This window comes from Streptomyces sp. TRM64462 (assembly GCF_013362995.1).
GTDB lineage: Bacteria > Actinomycetota > Actinomycetes > Streptomycetales > Streptomycetaceae > Streptomyces.
Genome location: NZ_JABWDV010000326.1, coordinates 1 through 23,280, shown reverse-complemented (window position 1 = coordinate 23,280; position 23,280 = coordinate 1). Strand labels below are relative to the sequence as shown.

Sequence of the window (23,280 nt, the reverse complement as noted above, 5' to 3'; positions counted from 1 at the left end):
GCAGGGCGGAACGGGTGGGCACAAGGAACCGGCCGCCCGCACCGTCCCCGCGCCGCGCCCCGGCACCTCGCGTCACCGCACCGGTACGGCAACCTCCCCCGCCCCCCGCGCGGAGCCAAGCCCCGGCACCCGCACCCGGAACTCCCGCTCCGTGCCGACCGCCGTCACGCGAACCACCCCCGCGTCCCGCACCACCGTGAACGTCGCCGCCGGCGCCCCACCAAGATCCGGCACCGTCACCGAAACCCCCTCCGCATCCGGCTGGACCAGCAAGGTCAGCCCCTCCAGCCACTCCCCGTCCGGCCGCTGGTCATCCGCCCCCAGCGGCACCACCGCCCCCGGCCGCACATACAGCGGCAGGCTGTCGAACCCGTGCCGCTCCCTCCGCCACCCCGGCCCGGAGACCCGCTCACCCGTCAGAAGATGGGTCCACACGCCCTCCGGCACATAGAACTCCACCTCCCCGTCCCCCGAGAACACCGGCGCCACCAGCAGATCCCGCCCCAGCATGTACTGCCGGTCCAGCCCCCGGCACCCCGGATCGTCCGGGAACTCCAGCAGCATCGGCCGCATCACCGGCACCCCGGTCCGATGCGCTTCCACCGCCGCCCCGTACAGGTACGGCATCAACCGGTGCTTCAGCTCCGTGAACTGCCGCGCCACCTCCACCGCCTCGTCCCCGAACTCCCACGGCACCCGGTACGACATGTTCCCGTGCAGCCTGCTGTGCGACGACAGCAGCCCGAACGCCAGCCACCGCTTGAAGACGTCGGGCTCCGGCGTCCCCTCGAAGCCGCCGATGTCATGGCTCCAGAACCCGAACCCCGACAGGCTCAGCGACAGCCCGCCCCGCAGCGACTCCGCCATCGCCTCGAACGACGCGAAGCAGTCACCGCCCCAGTGCACCGGGAACTGCTGCCCGCCCGCCGTCGCCGACCGCGCGAACAGCACGGCCTCGCCGGCGCCCCGCTCCTCCTCCAGCAGCTCGAAGACGCACGCGTTGTACAACTGCGTGTAGTAGTTGTGCATCCGCTCCGGATCGGACCCGTCCCACCACACCACATCGGTGGGCACCCGCTCCCCGAAGTCTGTCTTGAAGCAGTCGACGCCCTGGTCGAGCAGCACCTTCAGCTTCGACTTGAACCACGCCCGCGCCTCCGGCCGGGTGAAGTCCACCAGCGCCATCCCGGCCTGCCACAGATCCCACTGCCAGATGTCGCCGTTCGGCCGCTTCACCAGATACCCGAGCGCCGCGCCCTCCGCGAACAGCGTCGACTTCTGCCCGATGTACGGGTTGATCCACATGCTGATCCGCAGCCCGCGCTCCTTCAGCCGCGCCAGCATGCCCTCGGGGTCCGGGAACGTCTCCGGGTCCCACTGGAAGTCCGACCACTGGTACTCGCGCATCCAGAAGCAGTCGAAGTGGAACACCGACAGCGGAATGTTTCGCTCCGCCATCCCGTCCACGAACGACGTGACCGTCTTCTCGTCGTACGACGTGCAGAACGACGTCGTCAGCCACAGCCCGAACGACCACGCGGGCGGCAGCGCCGGCCGCCCCGTCAGCGCCGTGTACCGGGACAGCACCTCCTTCGGCGTCGGGCCCGCCACCACGTAGTACTCCAGCGACTGGTCCTCGACGCTGAACTGCACCTGCCCGACCGACTCCGTGCCGATCTCGTACGACACCCGCCCCGGATGGTTCACGAACACGCCGTAGCCCCGCGACGACAGATGGAACGGCACGTTCTTGTACGCCTGCTCGCTGCTCGTGCCGCCGTCCGCCTGCCAGATGTCGACGGTCTGGCCGTTCTTCACGTACGGAGTGAACCGCTCACCCAGCCCGTAGACGTTCTCGCCGACGCCCAGCGCGAGCTGCGCCACCATGTGGTGCGCCCCGTCCGCGTCCACGACGAACGCGGTGCCCTTCGGCCCGGCCGCCGTCAGCCGCCGCCCCTCCCCGTCGAGGAACTCCAGACCCCACGGCCCCTCCCGGTCCAGGCGCAGCGTCAGCGGTCCGCTCGTCAGCTCGGTCGCGGAGCCGTCCCGCCGGGTCCGCGCGAAGCCCCCGCCGCCCGTGTCGGCCCCGGGCAGCGCGAACTCGGGCCCCCGGTCGGCCTTCCCCGCGTGATGCGTGGCGCGGACGCCGATCACGCCCTCGGCGGGCGAGAAGCACTCCACCGTGAGCAGGGGCGAGTTGAGCGTGTGCCCCCGGTGCTCGACCCGCTTGACCGCCGCGTACGCGGTGAAGTGGTCGTCGCTGATGTGCACATCGCGCACCTCGGTCGCGTACGAGGCGCGTACGCCCTCGCGCATCAGCCAGAAGCCGTCGGTGAACTTCATCGGTGTCCCTGTGTGGTGGTGAGAAGAGCGGAAGCGGCCCCGTCGGCCGCGGCGTCGAACACGGCCCCGATCCGGGCCGCTGCGGCACGGTCCTGTTCCGTCGGCGGCAGCGTCTCGCCGTCGCCCGTGCCCCAGGCGGTGGCGATGCGCACGGGATCGTCCCCGGTGGCCGCTCCGGCGGCCAGCGCGGCGGCGCCCAGCGCGACCAGTTCGGTGCTGTGGGGCAGGACGACGGCCCGCCCGGACAGCCGCCGTACGGTCTCCACCCACGTACGGCCCCGGGCGCCGCCCCCGATCAGCCGCAGCGGCACACCGGCGTCGGCCGCGGCCCCGGGCAGCTGCTCCAGGGCGCGCAGCAGCGTGAACACCGCGCCCTCGTAGGCGGCGCCGAGCAGCTGCTGCGGTGTCGTGGTGTGCCGCAGCCCGGTGAGCAGCCCGGAGGCGCCCGGCAGGTCGGGAGTGCGCTCACCGTCGAGGTACGGCAGGAGGACGGCCTCACCGCCCGGCGCGGCGTCCTCGCGGTCCAGGCCGAGCAGCGCGGCCACCTTGTCCACGGCGAGTGTGCAGTTCAGGGTGCAGCCCAGCGGCAGATACGTGCCGGGACCGTCGGCCGCGGCGAACCCGGCGAGCGCGGCGGCCGCCGGACGCGACCGGGTCGCCGCGAACACCGTGCCCGACGTGCCCAGCGAGAGCACCGGATGGTCCAGCAGCCCGGCCGCGCCCAGGCCGAGCCCGACGGCCGCGGCCATGTTGTCGCCGGTCCCTGCCGCGACGGCCACCCCGGCGGGCAGCCCGAGCGCATCGGCGGCCGCGGAGGTCAGCGACCCGGCCCGGGTGCCGCCCGTGGGCGCGACCTCGGGCAGCAGCGCGGCGTCCAGGCCCAGCAGGCCCAGCAGTTCGGCGTCGTACGCGCCGGTCGCCGTCGCGTACCAGCACGTGCCGGACGCGTCCCCGGGGTCGGTGACGGCGACCCCGGCCAGCCGCTCGGTCAGGAAGTCATGCGGCAGCCGCACACCGGCGGCGGCCGCGGCGGTCCGTGGCTCGTTCTCGCACAGCCACCGCCACTTGGCGGCGGTCATCGACGCCACCGGCACCGAACCGGTCCGCTCCAGCCAGGCACTGGGCCCGCCGAGCCCGCGCGTGAGGGCGGCGGCCTGCGGCGCGGAACGCGTGTCGTTCCACAACAGCGCGGCCCGCAGCGGCCGCCCCTCCGCGTCCAGCACGACGAGCCCGTGCTGCTGGCCGGCGACCGCGACGCCGGCGACGGCGCGCGGATCGGTCCCGGCCTCCTTCAGCCCGGCACCGACGGCCTCCGCGAGCGCCGCCCACCACTGCTCGGGATCGCTCTCACGGGCGCCGCCCTGTCCGGTCACGGTGTGCCCGGCACGGCCCACGGCGAGCAGCCGTCCGGACGCGGCGTCCACGACGGCCGCCTTGGTGGACTGCGTGGAGCTGTCCACGCCGATCACTACGGAGTCCATTTTTTGATCGTACACAAAACAAATTCGCCGCCACCAGGGCTGTGGACAGCCGCGCACCCTTGGCGAGGAGCCAGCCATAGGCTATTAGTAATCAAACCAAACAAATCTGCGACAGCCGAGGTGCGAGGACATGCCGGACCGCTTCACCCCCACCCCCGACGACAGGTTCACCTTCGGTCTGTGGACCGTCGGCTGGCAGGGCGCCGACCCCTTCGGCGCCGCCACCCGCCCCGCCCTCGACCCCGTCGAGACCGTCGAACGCCTGGCAGCGCTCGGCGCCCACGGCGTGACCTTCCACGACGACGACCTCATCCCGTTCGGCTCCTCAGACGCCGTACGCGACACCGCCGTCAAGCGCTTCCGCGACGCCCTGGACCGCACCGGCATGAAGGTGCCCATGGCGACCACCAACCTCTTCACGCACCCTGTCTTCAAGGACGGCGCCTTCACCGCCAACGACCGGGACGTCCGCCGCTTCGCCCTCCGCAAGACCCTCCGCAACATCGACCTCGCGGTCGAACTCGGCGCGAGGATCTACGTCGCCTGGGGCGGCCGCGAAGGCGCCGAGTCCGGCGCCGCCAAGGACGTCCGCGCGGCCCTGGACCGCATGAAGGAGGCCTTCGACCTCCTCGGCCAGTACGTCACGGAGCAGGGTTACGACATCCGCTTCGCCATCGAACCCAAGCCCAACGAGCCCCGGGGGGACATCCTCCTCCCGACCGTCGGCCACGCCCTGGCCTTCATCGAGCGCCTCGAACGCCCCGACCTCGTCGGCCTCAACCCCGAGGTGGGCCACGAGCAGATGGCCGGCCTCAACTTCCCGCACGGCATCGCCCAGGCGCTGTGGGCCGGCAAGCTCTTCCACATCGACCTCAACGGCCAGTCCGGCATCAAGTACGACCAGGACTTCCGCTTCGGCGCCGGCGACCTCCGCCAGGCGTTCTGGCTCGTCGACCTCCTGGAGACCGCCGGCTACGACGGCCCCCGCCACTTCGACTTCAAGCCCGTCCGCACCGACGGCTTCGACGGGGTCTGGGAGTCCGCCCGCGCCTGCATGCGCAACTACCTCGTCCTCAAGTCCCGCGCGGCCGCCTTCCGCGCCGACCCGGAGGTCCAGGAGGCGCTGGCCGCCTCCCGCCTCCCCGAACTGGCACGGCCGACGGCCGACGACGGCCTGGCCGCCCTGCTCGCCGACCCGACGGCGTACGAGACCTTCGACGTCGAGGCCGCCGCCCAGCGCTCCATGGCCTTCGAACGCCTCGACCAGCTGGCGATGGAACACCTCCTCGCCACCCGCTGAGCGAGGATTTCAGCCCTGGGGGGCGCGGCCCCCCAGGGCATGGGCTCGTGGGCGCAGCCCCCAGGGGCCTACCCCACCCGCTCCGCGTACCCGACCGGATCGGCCACCACGTCCCGCACCACCAGCGCGGCGGCGCCCCGCGCCGCGTCGCCCGACGAGGACGACGCGCGCAGCCGCCCGCCGCCCGCCGGCCACAGCCCCGACACGACCCGCCGGCTCAGCTCCCCGTCCGCCGCCGGCCCGAGCCACGGCATCAGCGGCCGGAACACCCCGCCCAGCACCACAGCCTCGGGGTCCAGCAGGTTCACCGCGCCCGACACCACGAGCCCCAGCATCCGCCCCGCGCGCTCCAGCGCCGTCACCGCCCGGGCGTCACCGGCCCCGGCACGCCGCTCCAGCTCGGCGACCCCCGGCCCGCCTGCGTCCTCGTCGATCCCGGCGCCCCGCAGCAGCGCCGCCTGCCCGGCGTACTGCTCCAGGCAGCCCCGCGAACCGCACCGGCACTCGGGGCCCTCCGCGTCCACCACCACATGCCCGATCTCACCGGCGAATCCGTGCGCCCCGCGCAGCAGCTCCCCGTCGACGACGAGGGCACCGCCCACGCCGATCTCACCGGACAGATACAGAAAGCTCCGCACCCGCGTCCGCTCCGCCGCGGCCCCGTCCCCGAACCACAGCTCGGCCAGCGCCGCCGCGTTGGCCTCGTTCTCGGAGCCCACGGGCAGCGCCCCCAGACCGGGCCGCAGGGCGCCCAGCGCCCGCCCGAACAGGTCCTCCGCCGCGACCCGGCTCCAGTCCAGGTTCGGCGCCTGCCGCACGGTGCCCCCCGACACCAGACCCGGCAGCGCCAGCCGCACGCCCGCGGGGTACAGCTCCTGCTCCGCCGCCGACTCCAGGGTCCGCGCCGCGATCCGCGCCGCACGCGCCAGCACCTCGCCCGGCGGCACCTCCCGGTTGTCGAGGTGCTCCGTGAGCCGCACCCGGTCCGTACCGGCCAGATCAACCACACACACGGACACGTAGTCAACGTTGACTTCCACGCCCAGACCGGCAGGCCCGGTCCGCGCCACCCGCAGCGCCGTACCCGGCCGACCCGCGTGCCCGCTGAACGTCTTGCCCGACTCCGTCAGGAACCCGCCCGCCAGCAACTGCTCCACCAGCGACGACACCGCCGCACGCGTCAGCCCCACCCGCGCCGCCACCGCGGCCCGGGTCGCCTCGCCCTCGTCGTGCACGGCCCGCAGCACCAGACTCAGGTTGTGCCGCCGCACGGTGGCCTTGTCGGCCTTGGGCTCCAGCGGATCCAGAGTGTTCTTCATCGTGCCGCCGAGCCTATGCGAGCCCCCGGGAAACACCGAAGGCGCCGTCGTGATCACGACGGCGCCTTCGGCGATGGTGTCCGAGGGGGGACTTGAACTCTCCACTCGGGCACCAGCCCCCAACCGCTCTGACCTGGGGAAACGCCCGCTGACAGGCTTAGTTTCGGCGGGCGTTTCTCCTGTTCTTTCCTGCTGTTTCAGGCGCGTTCCGGCCCCTGTTGGTCATGCGTTGGTCACGTGACCAACCCTCGGCCCTGGCCCTGATCAGGACTTTTCGATGACCTCGAAGATATCGGCGTCGGTCTCCTGCTGCCACGCCGGGAGGTCGGGCCAGTCAGCAACGTACCCCGGCTTGGGGTCCTCGAAGTGCTTGAACATCTGCGCTGTCCAGCACACCGCCACGAACCGGCCCTTCTGCTCACGAGACAGGTTCGCCGTGTGACCGCCGCTGATCTCGATGAACTGGCGGACCTGCTCATACACGGCGCCTGCGGCCTCGCGCTCCCACTGGGGCGTGTCCTCCCAGGGGGTGACGTACCCGGGCTTCGGCTCCCCTGGGAAGTGGCGGTGCACTCCTTCGATCCAGGCTTCCCGGAACACTCGTGCGCCTTCGACCTGCGACATGCCAACCCCTCTCGTCACGGCGTGCTCAGCGTGGCGATCTCCGCCCCCAGCTCCGCTACCCGGCGGTCTCTGCTCAGGGGGCCGAACTCATCGCACAGGGCTTGGAGTCTACGGGCGACGTACCCGGACGATGATGCTTGGGCCAACCGGATGGCTTCCCGCCCGTACGCGACGACTTGTTCGGGGTCACGCCGCTTCGCCCCGACGGCGGCAAGGTCGGCCAGTACGGCACCCCTGCGCCGGTACGACTGCCCAGAGGCAAGGGCGGTCTGGGCCAGTGCCTGCTTCAAGGTCTCTTCTGCCAGGTCGAGGCGGCCGAGCTGTACGTAGCGCGCTCCCCGTTCCTCGGCCAACCGCGTGCCGTCGAAGCGCAGCCAGCCCCCGTTGGCGCTGTCCGTGCCCAGTTCCAACACCCGCTCGGCCTCATCCAGCGCGCGCTCACACGAGGCCAGGTCGCCCATGCCGGCGTAAGCCTCGGCCTGGACAGCGGCGACCCAGTGACGGGTGGCGAGGCTGCTGTCTCCCCGCTGGGCCAGTCTCTCCGCCGCTCCGAGGATCTGTGCCGCCTGCTCGTATCGGTGTTCGTACACGTCCACGTAGGCGTGCCGCACGAGGGCACATGCCCACAGGTCGAAGGCTCGGGCGTCCTTGCTGACGGATGCCGCCAGGGAGTAGGACGATGCCGCGTCGGCGTATCGGTTGGCGTCGAAGGCGACTTCTCCGGCGAGTTGGAAGAGATCGGCTGCCGCGTTCAGGAGAGGGCGGGAGTTGCCTCGGGTGTCCGCCAGGGCTTCGTTCAGTGTCGAGAGCTGGTCGCGGACGATGGGGTAGACGGAGCCTTTTGAGCGGGCTAGCTGGTAGACCTGCCACAGGTGGCTGTTCATCCGTGTGAAGTCGGCAGGTGCGCCCCTGCGTACTCCCTCGGTGAGGGCTTCCGCCTCATCCAACGGCAGGGCGGTGAGGGCTCCGCTGACGGTGAGGATGCGGAGGAATTCGCGGCGGATCATTTCGTCGGGGTCTCCCGCGCCTGGGTGGTCACTGGACTGGTGCCCTGTGGCCTCCTGGCTGACTGCTCGTGGCTGCGTCAGGAGGGCGTCAAGCTCGGTGGGAGTGACTTCGAGGGCGATGGCCAAGCCCCGTCGCTGCGGTGGCTGAGGTTTGATCCTGCCGCTCTCCCAGCGCCCGACCGTGGTGCGGTCCACCCCGAGTAACTCGGCCAACTTCTCCTGACTGTAGCCCAGGGCCTTGCGCCGTTCAGCCAGTCCCATGACGGCCCCTTCCCCTGACCTGAACGTGTGGCACCCCCGTGCACGGAGGTGCATCAAGACTGCCGCATTGATGCCGTGGAGCGCTTGGACTCCCTCCGCTTTTCTTGGGGTTGTCGCAAACGGACACGGTGGTGAACCTGCGGAGGCGTGCGGACATGGCAGCGGAGAACGACGTGGATCTCGGGTCCGGCCAGGCCAAGGGTCGGCATCGCGGGGAACGGCACGACCCCATCGGATCGGCACTGACCGCCACCTGGGCGCTGGGCCACGTCCTGGCTCTGTTCCTCCTCCGGGTCACCGTGACTCAGCACAGCGAACTGGAAGACCTCGTGTCGCCCCCGGTCGATCGGTCGGTACCGGACCAGGAAACGACCGGCTGAGGGACCTGCGCGGATCACCAAGCGATCCGGCCCACGCTCCTCCCGGGCCGCAGCACTCGCACCGGGAGGTTGTACCACCGTGGCGGGGACGCCACCCCTCCACGCCCTACGGATTTCGGACGGAGGTGAACACCATGGAGAACCGCTCTCAGCTCGACACCGAGCCGGAGGAGGAGGTCGTGACCCTGGAGGACGCGACGCGTCTGACGAAGGGCAACACCAACTCCAGCGTGGAGAACAAGCGCTCGCCCTACGGGGCCTGACGCCCGGCGGCGGCATTCCTGCGGGGGTGCCGCCGCGCCCTTTCCCACTCGCAGAAGGAGGTGACGGCATTGCATTGGTTCGGCGGGACACTCGCCCCTTATGGCAAGGCCCCGAGACCCGTGGGTGCTCATGCCCTATGGCAGAAGCCGGACGCTTGGACCGTGGGCGCTACGGTGCGCCAGGCGGAGAGCAAGGACGGGCGGAGGTTGGCGGTGTTCGGCCCGTGCGGAGCGACGAACCCGGAACTGGAGCGGCTGGCCCGCTCCACGGACTTGCGAGACTTCGACGCGGCGGCATCGGCCTGGTCTGGCTCCTATGCCCTTGCCCTGGACGACGGCGCGGGATCGTTCACCCTGTGGGCCGACCCGGCAGGCTCCTGCCCCCTGTACGTGGCAGAAGTCGATGGCGTGCCCGTGTGGGCCTCCAGTTCCTTGGCGCTCGCCTCCCTGTTGGGGAGTCGGCCGGACACGGCTTGGCTGGCAGCCCACCTCGCACACCCGACCGCTTGTGTCCCGGGGCGGTCGGCGTGGACGGGCGTAGCGCAGATACCGCCGGGCCACAGGTGGACGGCTCCGCGTGACGGGTCGCCGTTCTCCGTGCCGTACTGGCGGCCATGTTCTTTCACGTGGTCGGAGGCGGTGGAAAGGTTACGACTCGACCTGTCGGACGGCGTGCTGATCCGGGCGAGAGGGCGGGAAGTCTCCTCTGACCTGTCCGGCGGCCTGGACTCCAGCACTCTCGCGGCCTATGCGGCGCAGTGCGGACCAGTCCTGGGGGTCACCTTCCACCCCAAGGACCGGGAGTCGGGTGGAGACGTGGACCACGCGCGCACTGTCGCCCGCGCTTTTCCCTCCATCCGGCACCGGTTCATGGCCCTGGGCCGCGAACACCTTCCGTTCACCGACCTGGACGCCTTGGTCCTGACCGACGAGCCGGCACCCTCCGCCGTGACCGTCGCGCAGCTCTGCCACGAGTTCGCTCTACTGGCGGAAGAGGGTGCTTCTGTGCATCTGACCGGGGATGGCGGCGACACCCTGTTCATGCCGCCGCCGGTCCACCTGGCAGACCTAGTCCGCTCCGGCCGCCTTGTCCGCCTAGCGCGTGATGCTCAGGCGTGGGGCCGCCTCTACCGTTCGAGCCCCTGGCCTGCCGTGACAGCGGCCTGGAGCGCGCCCGATCGGCTGGCAGGCGTGGCGCTCCCGAAGCCCTGGCTCACCCACCAGGCGACCACCCTGGCCGCGTCGGTCATCTCGCCGGAGACGGATGTTGACGGCTTGGGCTACGCCGACCGCCACCTTCTCGCCGAAGCACGGTACGTCGGCCGTACCGCCGCGACGGAGAACCAGCTTGCCGGGGCGTACGGCATCGAGATGCACAACCCGTACACGGACGCCCGGGTTCTGGAAGCGGTGATGTCGGTCCCTGCCTCGGACCGATGGTCGGCCCGCCGGTACAAGCCGCTGCTTGCCGATGCGGTCGTGGGCCTCCTGCCCGGGGAGGTTGTGCGGCGCGGCTCCAAAGGGCTGTTCGCGGTGGACCACCACCACGGCCTACGCGCTAACCAGGCGAACGTCCTGGAGTTGGCTGACGGGCACCTGGTGGACCTCGGCCTGGTACGTCCGGCAGTCCTCCGCTCCCTTCTCCGGCGCGCGGTGCTCGGGGTGGACGTCCCCTGGGGACTAATCGAACCGCTGCTCGGCACCGAGCTATGGCTACGTGTCAGCGACACCGCGACCGAACGAGTCCGCTGGGAGGACAGGCCGTGAACGTCCCCGCTCCGAGCCGTCACACCCGTACCGCACTGACTGGAGCGGCGGGCGTAGTCGTCAACTACCAGACCGGAACAACCGTGGTCCTTACCGGCGATTCCCTCTCGCGCTGGCTCGACCGCCTGGAACACAGCGAAGCACCGGCCCCTGTCACAGTCCGTCCCTCGGAAACCTCATGGGGGACGAGTGAGTCATCCGCTCGGCTGGACGCTCCGGCGCCGCCCCCGTGGTCGTGGCGCATCGCGGCGAGCGTGCTTCTCGCGGGCACCCTCGCAACGCGCCATCTGGGACGAGGGCGCACGAGCTTCGGTCGCCTGGTACGGCTGGCAGAAGCAGGCCGCAACCTCCCTCGCCCGACCCGGGCGCACGCCAGCCTGGCAGTCCGGTCAGTCCGCTGGGCTGCGCGCCTGTTCCCCGCCCGTGTCGCATGTCTGGAGGAGTCCACGACAGCCGCGCTCCTGCTGGCGGCTGGCGGTCGTGGAGGAGCCTGGCGGCACGGCGTCGCCACCGATCCGATTCGGATGCACGCGTGGATCTGTGACGTTCACGGTCAGCCCATCGAGGAACCGGCTCAGACTGGGGACTACTCGCCCATCAACGGGCCAGAGCCAACGTCGAAGAGGTATCGATGACCGACCCGTACATCCTGCTCCCGGGCAAGCGCGTCAGCCTGGCCATGCCGGACCGCGACCACCTGCCCGACTACCACCGCTGGGAGAACGACCCCGGCACGATCCTGGGCTTCGGGACACAGGTCCCCCAGTCCTGGGAGGTCCGTGCCGGCGGATGGGAAGCGGCCGGACGGAACCGGGATTTCCCCCAGTTCGAGGTGATCACGACTGAGGAGCGCACTCCGGTCGGTCTCACAACGCTCCAGATCGACTCAGCCGTACGGACCGCCGAGTACGTCATCCTGCTCGCGCCGGAAGCGCGAGGCAAAGGGCTGGCCACGGAGGCGACGGCCCTGACGCTGCGGTGGGCATTCGAGTACGCCGCGCTGCGGATGGTCTGGCTGAAGGTACTGGAGCCCAACGCGGCAGGGCTCACCGCCTATGAGAAGGCCGGGTTCAAACCCGCCGGGCGCCTGCGCCAGTCCGGCTACTGGCGCGGTCGCCCCTGCGATGAACTCCTGATGGACGCGGTAGCGGAAGAATTCCCCGCTGCCCCCTGACGTGACGAACTGATCCCGGAGCCCCGGCGGGCTTCCCTCCGCCGGGGCCTGGCGTCCGGCTTCCGTACCCCTGTGCGCCTGTTCTAGGCGCTCTCACCGATGTGCCGGTACAAGGTGGCTCGGGAGATCCCCAGGGCCTTGGCGATGGCGGTGACGCTCTCTCCCTTGGCGTGCCTGGCACGGGCTACGGCTAGCTTGTCGTCGTCCACGACGGAGGGGCGCCCACCGTGGTTGCCCTTGCGGGCCGCAGTGTCCAGCCCTTCCAACGTCTTCTCCCGGATGCCTTCCCGCTCCACCTCGGCGGCCACGGCCAGGACTGCGAACACGATGGCTCCCGCCCCGTTCGGGTCGTACACACCCTGCAACGGACCGGACAGGAGTTCCAGTTGGACGCCGTCCGCTTGCAGGGTGGAGGACAGCGTCATGAGTTCCGCCGCGTTGCGGGCAAGACGCTTCATCTCCACCACCGTGAGGATGACGGGCTGGTGCGGCGCGGCTGCCTTGATCTCCCGCGCCAGAGCCAACGCCTTCTCCAACTCCGGCCGCTCCTTCACACGCGTACTGATCTTCTCCGAGAACACCCGCGTGCAGTCGGCACGGGCAAGCATGTCCAACTGGCTCTGGAGTTCCTGCCCGACCGTGCTGCACCTGGCATAGCCCAGTCGGATCGCTGCGCCCGGTACGGCTTCGGACACCACGGGTACCGGATCACCCTGTACCCACCGCTTACCGGGGTTACGGTCGGCCGGGGTCTTCACGGTGAGTTCCGCCTTCAGGGACGGCACGAGGGCGAAGCGCCCCGTGTGGTAGCTGGCTGCCACCTTGCCCGCTCCCGTACGGCAGGGGCTACCGGCAGGGGCTTCGCACTTCGGGCAGGGGTGACGCTCGACCTGATCGGCCGGGTTGTTCGTGGTCATGATCAGAACGTCTCATAAACGTGTCTCGAAAGCCAGTGGTGAGACGGATCTTTTGAGACGGGTTTCGAGATGCGAGAGTGAGGGCGAAACGGACACGGCCCGATGCCGCGCCGAGCGTCTCACTATCGACGGTTTTTGAGACGCCCGGTCGTGATCACTCTCCGCGTTGCCCGTGGTCCTGGTGCTCGTGCTCGGCACCTTCGGCAGTGGGGCGCTGGTGCGCCCTGCCTTGGACTTGCCCTCTGTCCTGACTGCCTGCCCGCCGTGAGGCTGTGCGCCTGCCTCCCTGCCTGCCGCTTCGCTCTCGACTCCTCGCCAGTCGTGCGGCCTGTCGCCACTCACAGAGACGCACAGCCGTTCGCCTGTCAGTGGCACGGGCAAGCCTGTCAACGGCGGAGGGAAGACGGAGTCCTTTGCAGGGGCGACGGCGAGGCGGACAGCCGAGACGCAGCGAGGCGACGGCGAAGGGGTGGGGGTATGACCCCCTGAAGGGGCCTTGCCCGACCGCCATGTCTTGGCAGCTCAGATCCTGCCACGGTTCCAGACCTCGTCATGGCAGTGGCGAGGTAGGGCAGCGGCGAAGAAGTAGCAGGTGGGAGCACTGCCCTTGGCCTGGCCGGCACTCGGGGCCTGCATGAGAACGAGGGCTTTCGAGGGTTGCCGTAAGTGGCTTCGCCCTGTGGCCGCGCAAGCGGCCCACTCCCCTTGCTGCAAGTCGAAGGGGCTTCGCGCTATGGGGGCGCGGCAGCGCCCCACCTGGCTGGCTTCCTGGTCTTCCTGTTGTCGGCCCCTTCGGGGCCGCTGTGTCGAAGCGGCTTCCGACTGTGCGGCCGAACGGCCGCCCTCCCTGCTCACGCTCTCGCCGCTGGGTCTTCGCCCATGGGGGCGCTGCCGCGCCCCTCCTTCGCTTCGCCGCTGCACGTAAGTGGCTTCACGATGTCGGCCCCCTTCGGGGCCGCTCATGACGTAGACCCTTCACCTTGCACCTGTACGTCTCGCCGTTGACGTACGTACGTAAGTCGCTTCGCCCTGTCGGCCCCGGCAGGGGCCGGGCATCAAGGCCGATGAGGCTAAGAACCTGCTGAGATAGATAAAGAGCAGCGAACGTTTTCGCAGGTCAGATGGCGTACCACGACACGGGCGGCGTTTCCCTCCGCCACGCCTGGCGTGTACGTTCCGCGTGTTTGTACACCTGGCGTGTGTCGGTCTGGAGGGCGGGCGTTCAGGAAGCCCGCGCCCAGGGCGTGGCGTCACCGTGCACCCTGCACTTGCGGCCACCCCGGCCGCCCTTCTGGAAGTGGCGGTGGGGCAGGGTGAGGCATCGGACGGTTGAGTCGTGCCCGATGAGGTCCAGTGCCTTGGCTCGCCCGACCGCGTTCGTGACGCTCTGCCTGGACGGGATGACTCCGCCCTCACCGGCGAGGATCGTGGCGAGTTCACCCATGCGGAACTCGGCGTGACCTATCTGGTTCGCCTTCCACAGGGCGGAAAAGTACACGCGGTATGCCAGCGGGTGCCGGTCGTCCCTGGCCATGAGTTCGCACTGCGCCTGAGAGAGGCCGCCCCACTCGATGCCGGGTCCGAAGTCGATGCGCACTGATCTGTGGTCCTTCCCATGGGGCGCGGTGTGCGCCGGTAGTCGGTGGTTCGCATGTGCTCCCTTCTGGTAGGCACTGCCAGCCATCGGACTGGCTTCGGGTTGGGACTCAGATCAGGCAGCGGCCCGGCACTCCTGCTCAAGCCAGCGCTCTACGTCAGATGGCCGGAAGCGGAGGTGTCCGCCGATCTTGCAGGCGGGGATGTTGAGTGCTCGGTGGTTGTTGTAGACCCACGCGTGCGTCACGCCCAGGTATTCGGCCAGGTCGGTGACGCTCATCAGGCGGGTGTTCCGCAAAGGACGGCTCCTCGGTTAGCGGAGGGGTCGGTTCCCCCTCGGGCTGCCCATCCTGAGTTATCAGTCCGGTCCAGTCAAACCCGGATGCGGCACACCCTGACTTGCCTGTTGCGGTTGAATTCCGTACGTTGTCGGCCATGACGAACACCAACGATCACGTGGGCGGCGCTGCGCCCCGTGCGGGCGTCGAACAGGTCCAGCGCATCGGGGCGTGGAAGGTCACCATGTGGCTTCCGCTCGACTCCACCTCGGGCAACCCCCGCGAAATCCGGATCGAGCCGCACGAGGAAGCCGACCCGCAAGAGGTAGCGCGCGGCATCACCAGCACGGTCCTGCGACAGATCGACACGGCCGCGTTCGCGGAAGAGGTGGGGCCGCTGGCGAAGCAGGCTCTTGCTGGCCAACACCAAGTCGAGGAGTTCCGCGAGAAGCTGGCCGGCCTGCCCAAGGGGCTGTCGGACGAGTACCTCGCGTTCCTCTCCGCCTTCTACGTGCGCGTGGTTGAGATCGGCGAACGTGCTCCCATTCAGTCGCTCGAATACGTCACCGGTACCAAGCAGGCCACGTTGAAGGGCCACCTTCGAGCGGCGCGACAGCGCGGCTTCCTGACCAAGGTCGAAGGCAAGCCGGGCGGACAGCTCACGGACAAGGCGGCCGAGATTTTGAAGAGGACCAGTGTCAGCAACGTGCGACAGCCGTAGCGGCTGGGACAGAGCGAGGGGGAACTAGCCGGGTGGCAAAGCGCGGCAACGGGCTCGGTGGGACTCCGGTGGAGATCCCGCGCACGGGCCGACCGAATACCTGGGGCGTGCGTACGCCCCTGCACTTCAACCCGGCGACGGGCAAGAGGGAGCGCTACTGGATAGGCCGGGAGTACAAGAACAAGACCGAGGCGGAACGGGCGCTGCGCAAGTGGCATACCGACCACGAGGCGGGCACCCTCACACCTCGCTCCGACATGACCATGGGACAGCTCATGGACGGCTGGCTCGCCAAGCATCGGGGCGAGGACACCACGAGGGAGGGGTATGAGCCGAAGATCCGGCTGCACATCAAGCCGCACATCGGCAGGGTGAAGGTGGTGGAGGTGACGGACGAGCGGCTGGACGAGCTGTACCGGCTCTTGGAGAGCACGCCCATCGAGGCGAACGGCAACAAGCCGCTCGGCCCCAAGAGCGTCCGCCACATCCACAACATCATCTCGGCTGCGCTGGACTCGGTGACCGGACCGAGGAAACTCCTCACGGTCAACCCGGCCCACACGGCAAACCCGCCGACCGAGCGGCAGATCAAGGCGGCACAGCCGGACTTCCCGACCCTCAACGATCACGAGACGGCGCACTTCCTCCGGGAGATTTGGAAGCCGTGCGGCAACCGGGCGTGCGACGGCGGACTGACCCACCACTGCCTTCGGGACGCCCCGCTGTGGACCGCTTACGCGGCCACCTCGTGTCGCCGTAGCGAAGTGCTGGGGTGGAAGTGGTCGCTCATCCACTGGGATGAGTGCGCCATCGAACTGGCCTGGGTCGTGGTCGAGGAGGGCAACACCTACCGGCTGCGCAAGCTCACCAAGGACGGAGACGACAACGCGATCATCTACGTAGACCAAGCCCTGATGAACGTCCTCAAGTGGCAGAAGGAACGCCAGGACGCGGAGCGGGAACGGCTGGGGGATCTATGGGTGGATCATGACCTCGTGTTCGCCCGCGACGGCTTCAAGCTGTACCGGGGTGAGGCAGGCGGGCCGCAGGACCCCGAGAAGGTGTCGGCTCGCTGGCGGACGGCACGTAACCGTCTGCACCTGCCGGAGAACTTCCGGCTGCACGACTGGCGGGCGTCGAAGATCACGAACGATCTGGACGCCCACGAGAACCCGGTAGAGGTCTCGGCCAACGCCCGGCATCACTCGCCGGGCTACACGATGGCGCGGTACGGCAGGCGTCGCGCTGAGGGAGCGAAGAAGCTGGCCGCTTCCAGTGCCAGCCGTCTCGGCCTGTCATCCCTGGTCTGACCAGGAAGTTCGCTCGGCTGTTGGTCACGTGGTTGGTCACGCCACAGCCGGAGAAACAGAAAAACCCCAGGTGAACTGGGGTCTCTGCTGGTGTCCGAGGGGGGACTTGAACCCCCACGCCCGATAAAGGGCACTAGCACCTCAAGCTAGCGCGTCTGCCATTCCGCCACCCGGACAAGGTGTCTGTCTCGCGGCCTCCGGCCGTTCCGACGTGGAAAACCATAGCAAACATTCGGCGTGCTCGATCACGCCCCCGGTCCCGCCCCGGGGCCGCCCCGGTCCCGCCCCGGTCCGCAGGGGTGCGCCCTTGGGATGGGCGGACCGCAGGAGGAGGATGGCGCGAGACCACAGCACCGACGCGGGAGGAAGCAGCGTGAGCAGCGTCAGCGAGTCGAACCCGTCCAGGACCGGCGCCGGCGAGAGCGAGGTCGCCGGCCTCTGCAGCGAACTGATCCGGATCGACACCAGCAACTACGGCGACCACTCGGGCCCGGGGGAGCGGGCGGCCGCCGAGTACGTCGCCGAGAAGCTCGCCGAGGTCGGCCTCGACCCGAAGATCTACGAGTCCCACAAGGGCCGCGCCTCCACGGTCGCCCGGATCGAGGGCGAGGACCCCTCGCGGCCCGCGCTCCTCATCCACGGCCACCTCGACGTCGTACCGGCCAACGCCGCCGACTGGACGCACGACCCGTTCGGCGGCGAGATCGCGGACGGCTGCGTCTGGGGGCGCGGCGCCGTCGACATGAAGGACATGGACGCCATGACCCTCGCGGTCGTACGGGACCGCATGCGCAGCGGCCGCAAGCCGCCCCGCGACATCGTCCTGGCGTTCCTCGCGGACGAGGAGGCGGGCGGCACGTACGGCGCCCGGTACCTCGTCGACAAGCACCCCGGGCTCTTCGACGGCGTCACGGAGGCGATCGGCGAGGTCGGCGGCTTCTCGTTCACGGTGAACGAGCAGCTGCGCCTGTACCTCGTCGAGACGGCGCAGAAGGGCATGCACTGGATGCGGCTCACCGTCGACGGCACCGCGGGCCACGGCTCGATGACCAACGACGACAACGCCATCACCGAGCTGTGCGAGGCCGTCGGCCGCCTCGGCCGCCACACCTGGCCGGTCAGGGTCACCAAGACCGTGCGGTCCTTCCTCGACGAACTGTCCGACGCGCTCGGCACACCGCTCGACCCCGAGGACATGGAGGCGACCCTCGCCAAGCTGGGCGGCATCGCCAAGATGGTCGGCGCGACCCTCCGCAACTCGGCCGCGCCCACCATGCTCGGCGCCGGGTACAAGGTGAACGTCATCCCGGGCCAGGCCACGGCCCACGTCGACGGACGCTTCCTGCCGGGTTACGAGGAGGAGTTCCTGGCCGACCTCGACCGGCTGCTCGGGCCCCGCGTGAAGCGCGAGGACGTGCACGCCGACAAGGCGCTGGAGACCAGCTTCGACGGCGACCTGGTGGACGCCATGCAGACCGCGCTGCGGGCCGAGGACCCGATCGCCCGGGCCGTGCCGTACATGCTGTCCGGCGGCACGGACGCGAAGTCCTTCGACGACCTCGGCATCCGCTGCTTCGGCTTCGCCCCGCTCCAGCTGCCGCCCGAGCTGGACTTCGCCGGCATGTTCCACGGCGTCGACGAGCGCGTGCCGGTCGAGGGCCTGAAGTTCGGCGTCCGCGTCCTGGACCGCTTCATCGACGCGAGCTGAGCCGCGTGGGCCGAGCCGAGTGAGCTGAGCCGAAAGTCGGCTCAAACGACACTCCAATTAATCGCCCGCGTGTGCACGTCTGACCGAAAAGGGTGAACGGCGCCTTCGCCTCGTAGCCCGCTTCCTTCCCCCTCGTTACAGGTGGTGCGGTCCGCGGCTGGGACCGCATTGCCAACAAGGAGGAATAATGATCAAGAAGGTTGTCGCGACTGCGGCTGCCACTGGCGGTCTGGTGCTGGCCGGCGCGGGCATGGCCGTCGCCGACGCGGGCGCCCAGGGTGCGGCCGTCGGCTCCCCCGGTGTCATCTCGGGCAACGTCGTCCAGGTGCCGGTCCACGTGCCGATCAACGCCTGCGGCAACACGGTCAACATCATCGGGCTGCTGAACCCCGCCTTCGGCAACACCTGCGTCAACGCCTGAGCTCTCGCCTGGCGTTGAGTCTCGACCCTTGAGGGTCTGAGCCCGGCCGGCCTCGGAGCGCGCGCCATGCGCTCCGAGGCCGGTGGGCATTCGGCCTCCGTGCGAGGTGCCCGGAGGCAATCGGAAGCCAAGAAGGCAAGGAACTAGCTATGCGACAGGTCACGCGCAAGGGTCTGACCCTTGTGGCGGCCGCGGGCGGCGTGCTCGCCCTCGGCGGCGGATACGCACAGGCGACCACGGGAGCGGGAGCGAACGGAGCCGCGTCGAACTCCCCCGGTGTCGCGTCCGGGAACTCGGTCCAGGCGCCGGTCAGCGTGCCGGTGAACGCGTGCGGCAACACCGTCAACGTCGTCGGGGCGCTCAACCCCTCGTTCGGCAACAAGTGCGCCAACACGTCGAGCGGCGCCCAGGCGAACGGCTCGACCAGCGACTCGCCGGGCGTCGCGTCCGGCAACAACGTCCAGGCGCCGGTCAACGTGCCGGTGAACGCCTGCGGCAACAGCGTCAACGTGGTCGGCGGACTGAACCCGGCGTTCGGCAACAGCTGCGCCAACGGCTCGGGCAACCCCGGAAACCCTGGCAACCCCGGAAACCCGGGGAACCCTGGCAACCCGGGGAACCCCGGTGAGCCCGGCAACCCCGGCAACCCGGGTGAGCCCGGCAACCCGGGGAACCCCGGCGAGCCCGGTAACCCGGGTGAGCCCGGCAACCCGGGCAACCCGGGGGAGCCCGGTAACCCCGGCGAGCCCGGTAACCCGGGGAACCCCGGTGAGCCCGGCAACCCGGGCGAGCCCGGTGAGCCCGGCAAGCCCGGCGGCCCCGGCGACTCGGGTGAGCCCGGCTCGCCGATCGAGCCGAACAACCCGGCCCCCCAGGGCGTCACCCCGCCGAAGGGCGTCGACGAGCTGGCCCACACCGGCGCCGCCCCGATCGAGCTGCTCGCCCCGCTCGGCGCCGCCGCGCTGCTCGGCGGCACGGTCCTCTACCGGCGCGCCCGCAAGTCCGCGTAACGGACCGCACCCGCCCGCGCACACAACGGAGCGGGGCCCGCACCCGCGGGCCCCGCTCCGTCCTGCTTGTCGGGCTGTCGCGCCCCGCTGATCACCAGGTGGCGCGCACCTGGCGGATGATGCGACGGCGCAGCCGCACCTTGCGGCTCCCGTCCCGCCGCAGGCTGAGGCGGTCCAACTCCCAGTGCCCGTACTCCGCGTGGTCGGTCAGCAGCCGCGTCGCCTCCTTACGGGAGACCCCTCGCGGCACGTACACGTCGACAAATTCGTATTCCGGCATCGCATCTATTGTGCGTGCACGGCCCTGGTACGGATAGCGTCTGCAGTATGTCTGATGCTGCGCAGCCCACCGCTGCCGAGGTACGCGCCGCCGCCGAGGCGGTCAAAGCCGCACTGGACCGTCACCTGGCCGCGGTCGAGAACCGCACCGGTGACGACGACCCGGCGGTCTACGCCGCGTTCAACGACCTGGCCGCCGCGGCCGAGGCGTACGACGAGCGGCTCTACGACCGCTACGACGAGGTCACCCCCTTCGAGATCCCGGGCGTGGAGGACACCCTGCCGCCCTACACGGGTCCCGAGGAGCCGAACGCGGTCAGCGTCCTGATCCGCCGCGACTACGCGGTGGCGGAGCCGCAGCGCCTGCTGGCCCAGGCACAGCGCATCGCCGACGTGGAGCGCGCCGACGAGGAGGACGGGACGGCCGGTGCGGCCGCCGTCGTGGGCACCAGCGTCCACGCGGCGCTGGGCGTGCTGTTCGGCGAGTACGAGCCGGACGAGATCGCGTCCCGGCACAAGGAGTTCGGCCTGGAGGAAGGCGACTCCACCCTGTGGGTGGCCGCCGCCGACGATCTTCCCGAACCGGGTGAATGGCTGAGCACCCCCTTCGACCAGGCCGACCCGGGCCGTGTCGTCTGCCGCTTCGACGTCAGCGCCGTGTTCGACGAGGACGAGCTCTACGAGGAGGACCTCCCGCCGGGGCCCGGCCCCCACTGACGGCCCACCGACGCCCCTACGGCACCCACGACACCCACCCCTGAGCACCCGGGGCGGCGCACGCACCCGCCCGCCCGGGGCGGCACGGAGCCGTCCCGGGAATCGGCGCGTGTGGATCAGGCCTGCGGATCGGCTCCCGGTCCCCGTCCCGGTCCGGGTTCGGGTTCGGGCTCCGGGGCGGTCAGGGGCTCCAGGAGGGCGCGCAGGCGGGTGGTGCGCGGCGGCGTCGGAGGGTGGGCGGCCACCGCGCGGGGGAGTGCCTGGTCCACGCCGTGGACGACCGACAGGTGCCGCTCGCCGCGGCTGAACGCCGTGTACACCCAGCTCCGGTTCAGTGCCTGTGCCGCGTCGCCCGGCAGCACGGCCACCACCGCCGGCCAGCGCATCCCCGCCGCCTGATGCGCGGTGAGCACCCAGCCGTGGCGGACGGTCGACTCGACGCGGTCCTTCGGCACGACGACCGGGCCGCCCTCGCAGTCCAGGTGCAGCCCGTCGGCGTCCGCCGACGTCACCGTGCCCTGCGCCGTACGGCCCGGTGCCGTCGCGTACGCCACACGGTCGCCCGGGTCGAACCCGCCGAACCGGCCGGGCCCCGGGTTGAGGCGCTGCTTGAGCGCAGCGTTCAGCGCGCGGGTCCCGGCAGGCCCGCCGTGGCCCACCGTGATCACCTGCGTCTGCTCCGCCGGGACACCCAGCGCGCGCGGCACCGAGTCCGCGACCAGCTGCACCGTACGGTGCACCGCCTCGCCCGCGTCCCGCACCGGGACGATCACGACCTCCCGGCCGGGCGCCTCGACCCGGTTCAGCTCACCGATGCCGATGCCCGACACCAGCTCGCCGATCGGGCCCGGGTCCGGCACACGGGACGTCACCCGCGGGCACAGCCCCGCCGTCAGCAGGTCCGCGAACACCCGGCCCGCGCCCGCCGACGGCAGCACGTGCGGGTCGCCGCTCAGCACCAGCCGGCAGCCGTCCGGTACGGACTCCACGAGCATCGCGGCCGTCTCGACGTCCAGCTGCGGCGCGTCCAGCACCACCAGCAGGTCCAGGGCGAGCGCCCCGTCCTCGTCGCGCCCCTGACCCGACGCGCCCGCGAGCAGCGCCGCGACCGTCACGGCAGCCACATCGGGGCCCAGCCTCCGGCGGCCGTTCTCGCTGTGCACGGCCACCGCGGCCCGCAGCCCGAGCCTCCGCGCGGCCTCCGCCAGCGCGACCGGCTCCGCCCGGGCGGCCTCGCCGCCCGCGTGCGTCACCAGGCCGCTCGCGGCGACCGCCCGGGCCAGCTCGGAGGGCGGTACGTCGGCCCACCTCGGGTCCGGGCCGCTCCGGGCCAGCCGGCCCAGCCCGTCGGCGAGGCTCTCCTCCGCCAGCGCGTACCGGTCGAGGCCCACCAGCACCGGTACGGGCTCCGCCGGGGCGTCCTGCGCCTCCTCGGCCTCTTCGGCCTCCTCCGCGTCCTCCTCGGCCCCGTCGTGGAACACCAGCACGACGCCCTCGTCGACGGCGTGCCGCACGGCCTCCTCCGGGTCCGGTACGGACTGCCGGGCGAGCGCCGCCCGCACCTCGGCGGCGTCCAGCGCCGTGTGCCCCTGCCGCGCGGCGCGCTGCAACACCCACCCCACGAGTGCGTCCGTCCGCCGGGCATCCCCGGGGCCGCACGCGTCGCCCAGGAGCGCCCTGGCGAACCCGTCCGCCTGTTCCGGCGCCACACCGGGCACCGAGAGCAGCAGCCACGGGTCCTGGCGCAGCAGACCGGCCGCCGACTCGCCCAGCACGGCCGCCACCCGCGCGGCCGGCGCGGCGGGTGCCCCGCCTTCCTCCAGCACCGCCCGTACGGACGCCACCGTCTCCGGCGACGCCTCGCCCGCCGCCCGCGCGGGCACCGGCGCCGGCACGGGAGCCGCCACCGGAGCCGGAGCGGGAGCCGGCCGCGGCACCGGGGCGGCCGGGACCGGAGCAGGCGCGAAGAACGCGTCGCCCGGCTTCTTGCCGCTCTCCACCGCCCGCACCGCCGCCAGCAGATCGGCGGCCGACCCGCTCAGCTTGCGGCCGCTCTCGATGGGTCCGGCCTTCTCCGCCTTACGCCGCTCGATCCGCTCCCGCAGCTCGCGCTGCGCCGCCAGCTCGGCCTCGGCCTCGGACGGCCCTCCGCCCCCGTCGGCACCCTCCGCCGCCGTCTCAACGCCAGCCTCTGTGGCACCGCCCGCCGACTCACCGCCTGCACCATCCACGCTCGTCCCCTCGCCCCCGTCGGCACCGCCCCCGTCGGCGCCGCCCCCGGGGGGAGCGGCCGTGCTGCCGTCTGCCGACCCACCGTTCTCGCCGTCCACGTCCGGGCCCTCGCCCCCGTCGGCACCCTCCGCCGCCGTCTCAACGCCAGCCTCTGTGGCACCGCCCGCCGACT

At 71.0% G+C, this 23,280-nt stretch carries 22 protein-coding genes and 1 tRNA gene; 12 read left to right on the top strand and 11 right to left on the bottom strand.

What is annotated here, in order from left to right; translation table 11 throughout:
- Nucleotides 1-72 precede the first annotated feature (72 nt).
- Entirely contained in the window at nt 73-2,343 is a 2,271-nt protein-coding gene (yicI, locus tag HTZ82_RS16410) for an alpha-xylosidase (RefSeq protein WP_175410131.1), read from the bottom strand.
- Nucleotides 2,340-3,824: a xylulokinase gene (gene xylB, locus HTZ82_RS16405; RefSeq protein WP_175410130.1), complete on the bottom strand. Its 1,485-nt coding sequence runs from the start codon at nt 3,822-3,824 to the stop codon at nt 2,340-2,342. Before xylB ends, yicI begins: the two co-directional genes overlap by 4 nt.
- A 130-nt stretch (nt 3,825-3,954) precedes the next feature.
- On the opposite strand from xylB, the gene xylA reads away from it, so the two are divergent.
- The gene (xylA, locus tag HTZ82_RS16400) at nt 3,955-5,124 is read left to right on the top strand and encodes a xylose isomerase (RefSeq protein ID WP_175410129.1); all 1,170 of its coding nucleotides are present in this window, start codon (nt 3,955-3,957) and stop codon (nt 5,122-5,124) included.
- A 68-nt stretch (nt 5,125-5,192) separates the two neighbouring features.
- On the opposite strand, the gene HTZ82_RS16395 is transcribed toward xylA, so the two are convergent.
- The 3 genes from HTZ82_RS16395 to HTZ82_RS16385 all read right to left on the bottom strand — a co-directional run bounded on the left by HTZ82_RS16395 (nt 5,193) and on the right by HTZ82_RS16385 (nt 8,335).
- Nucleotides 5,193-6,443, bottom strand: coding sequence for an ROK family protein (locus HTZ82_RS16395; RefSeq protein WP_175410128.1), 1,251 nt, complete (start codon nt 6,441-6,443; stop codon nt 5,193-5,195).
- Nucleotides 6,444-6,707: 264 nt separating this feature from the next.
- Nucleotides 6,708-7,067: a hypothetical protein gene (locus HTZ82_RS16390; protein WP_175410127.1), complete on the bottom strand. Its 360-nt coding sequence runs from the start codon at nt 7,065-7,067 to the stop codon at nt 6,708-6,710.
- A 14-nt stretch (nt 7,068-7,081) separates the two neighbouring features.
- Nucleotides 7,082-8,335 (bottom strand): helix-turn-helix transcriptional regulator, encoded by a 1,254-nt coding sequence (locus HTZ82_RS16385; protein WP_175410126.1) that lies wholly within the window; start codon nt 8,333-8,335, stop codon nt 7,082-7,084.
- Nucleotides 8,336-8,490: 155 nt separating this feature from the next.
- Between HTZ82_RS16385 and HTZ82_RS16380 the strand changes: the two genes are divergently transcribed.
- The 5 genes from HTZ82_RS16380 (at nt 8,491) to HTZ82_RS16360 (ending at nt 11,919) form a co-directional block, all read left to right on the top strand.
- Nucleotides 8,491-8,715: a hypothetical protein gene (locus HTZ82_RS16380; protein WP_175410125.1), complete on the top strand. Its 225-nt coding sequence runs from the start codon at nt 8,491-8,493 to the stop codon at nt 8,713-8,715.
- A 134-nt stretch (nt 8,716-8,849) separates the two neighbouring features.
- Nucleotides 8,850-8,978, top strand: a complete 129-nt coding sequence (locus HTZ82_RS16375; protein WP_107408137.1) for an albusnodin family lasso peptide — start codon at nt 8,850-8,852, stop codon at nt 8,976-8,978.
- Between the two features lie 60 nt (nt 8,979-9,038).
- Entirely contained in the window at nt 9,039-10,745 is a 1,707-nt protein-coding gene (locus HTZ82_RS16370) for an albusnodin/ikarugamycin family macrolactam cyclase (RefSeq protein WP_309235516.1), read from the top strand.
- Nucleotides 10,688-11,380: a lasso peptide biosynthesis B2 protein gene (locus HTZ82_RS16365; protein ID WP_175410124.1), complete on the top strand. Its 693-nt coding sequence runs from the start codon at nt 10,688-10,690 to the stop codon at nt 11,378-11,380. Before HTZ82_RS16370 ends, HTZ82_RS16365 begins: the two co-directional genes overlap by 58 nt.
- Nucleotides 11,377-11,919, top strand: coding sequence for a GNAT family N-acetyltransferase (locus HTZ82_RS16360; RefSeq protein ID WP_071274946.1), 543 nt, complete (start codon nt 11,377-11,379; stop codon nt 11,917-11,919). The genes HTZ82_RS16365 and HTZ82_RS16360 overlap by 4 nt, the downstream gene beginning before the upstream one ends.
- Before the next feature lie 83 nt (nt 11,920-12,002).
- Here HTZ82_RS16360 and HTZ82_RS16355 read toward each other — a convergent pair whose 3' ends face one another.
- The 3 genes from HTZ82_RS16355 to HTZ82_RS16345 all read right to left on the bottom strand — a co-directional run bounded on the left by HTZ82_RS16355 (nt 12,003) and on the right by HTZ82_RS16345 (nt 14,730).
- Entirely contained in the window at nt 12,003-12,836 is an 834-nt protein-coding gene (locus HTZ82_RS16355; RefSeq protein ID WP_175410123.1) for a recombinase family protein, read from the bottom strand.
- 1,222 nt (nt 12,837-14,058) lie between these two features.
- Nucleotides 14,059-14,433 carry a hypothetical protein gene (locus HTZ82_RS16350; RefSeq protein WP_175410122.1) on the bottom strand — a complete coding sequence of 125 codons (375 nt, stop codon included), beginning with the start codon at nt 14,431-14,433 and terminating at the stop codon, nt 14,059-14,061.
- Nucleotides 14,434-14,547: 114 nt separating this feature from the next.
- Nucleotides 14,548-14,730, bottom strand: a complete 183-nt coding sequence (locus HTZ82_RS16345; protein WP_175410121.1) for a helix-turn-helix domain-containing protein — start codon at nt 14,728-14,730, stop codon at nt 14,548-14,550.
- A 137-nt stretch (nt 14,731-14,867) separates the two neighbouring features.
- Here HTZ82_RS16345 and HTZ82_RS16340 point away from each other — a divergent pair, with 137 nt between their 5' ends.
- Both HTZ82_RS16340 and HTZ82_RS16335 read left to right on the top strand, forming a co-directional pair.
- A complete protein-coding gene (locus HTZ82_RS16340) occupies nt 14,868-15,431 on the top strand; it encodes a hypothetical protein (protein ID WP_175410120.1) in 564 nt (187 codons plus the stop codon).
- A gap of 107 nt (nt 15,432-15,538) precedes the next feature.
- Entirely contained in the window at nt 15,539-16,741 is a 1,203-nt protein-coding gene (locus HTZ82_RS16335; protein WP_175410119.1) for a hypothetical protein, read from the top strand.
- Nucleotides 16,742-16,829: 88 nt separating this feature from the next.
- Here HTZ82_RS16335 and HTZ82_RS16330 read toward each other — a convergent pair.
- Nucleotides 16,830-16,917: transfer RNA gene (locus HTZ82_RS16330), tRNA-Leu, on the bottom strand.
- Nucleotides 16,918-17,114: 197 nt separating this feature from the next.
- On the opposite strand from HTZ82_RS16330, the gene HTZ82_RS16325 reads away from it, so the two are divergent.
- The 3 genes from HTZ82_RS16325 (at nt 17,115) to HTZ82_RS16315 (ending at nt 19,880) form a co-directional block, all read left to right on the top strand.
- Complete coding sequence (locus tag HTZ82_RS16325) at nt 17,115-18,449, top strand: M20/M25/M40 family metallo-hydrolase (protein WP_309235515.1); 1,335 nt, start codon at nt 17,115-17,117, stop codon at nt 18,447-18,449.
- A 187-nt stretch (nt 18,450-18,636) separates the two neighbouring features.
- Complete coding sequence (locus tag HTZ82_RS16320) at nt 18,637-18,870, top strand: chaplin (protein WP_175410117.1); 234 nt, start codon at nt 18,637-18,639, stop codon at nt 18,868-18,870.
- 149 nt (nt 18,871-19,019) lie between these two features.
- Nucleotides 19,020-19,880 (top strand): chaplin, encoded by an 861-nt coding sequence (locus HTZ82_RS16315; protein ID WP_175410116.1) that lies wholly within the window; start codon nt 19,020-19,022, stop codon nt 19,878-19,880.
- 91 nt (nt 19,881-19,971) lie between these two features.
- Here the strand turns inward: HTZ82_RS16315 and HTZ82_RS16310 are convergent, their stop codons facing one another.
- Complete coding sequence (locus tag HTZ82_RS16310) at nt 19,972-20,160, bottom strand: DUF5703 family protein (RefSeq protein WP_175410115.1); 189 nt, start codon at nt 20,158-20,160, stop codon at nt 19,972-19,974.
- 47 nt (nt 20,161-20,207) lie between these two features.
- Between HTZ82_RS16310 and HTZ82_RS16305 the strand changes: the two genes are divergently transcribed.
- A complete protein-coding gene (locus tag HTZ82_RS16305; protein ID WP_175410114.1) occupies nt 20,208-20,876 on the top strand; it encodes a hypothetical protein in 669 nt (222 codons plus the stop codon).
- A gap of 116 nt (nt 20,877-20,992) precedes the next feature.
- Here HTZ82_RS16305 and HTZ82_RS16300 read toward each other — a convergent pair.
- A partial coding sequence (locus HTZ82_RS16300) for a helix-hairpin-helix domain-containing protein (protein ID WP_254711901.1) occupies nt 20,993-23,280 on the bottom strand: 2,288 nt, incomplete at its 5' end.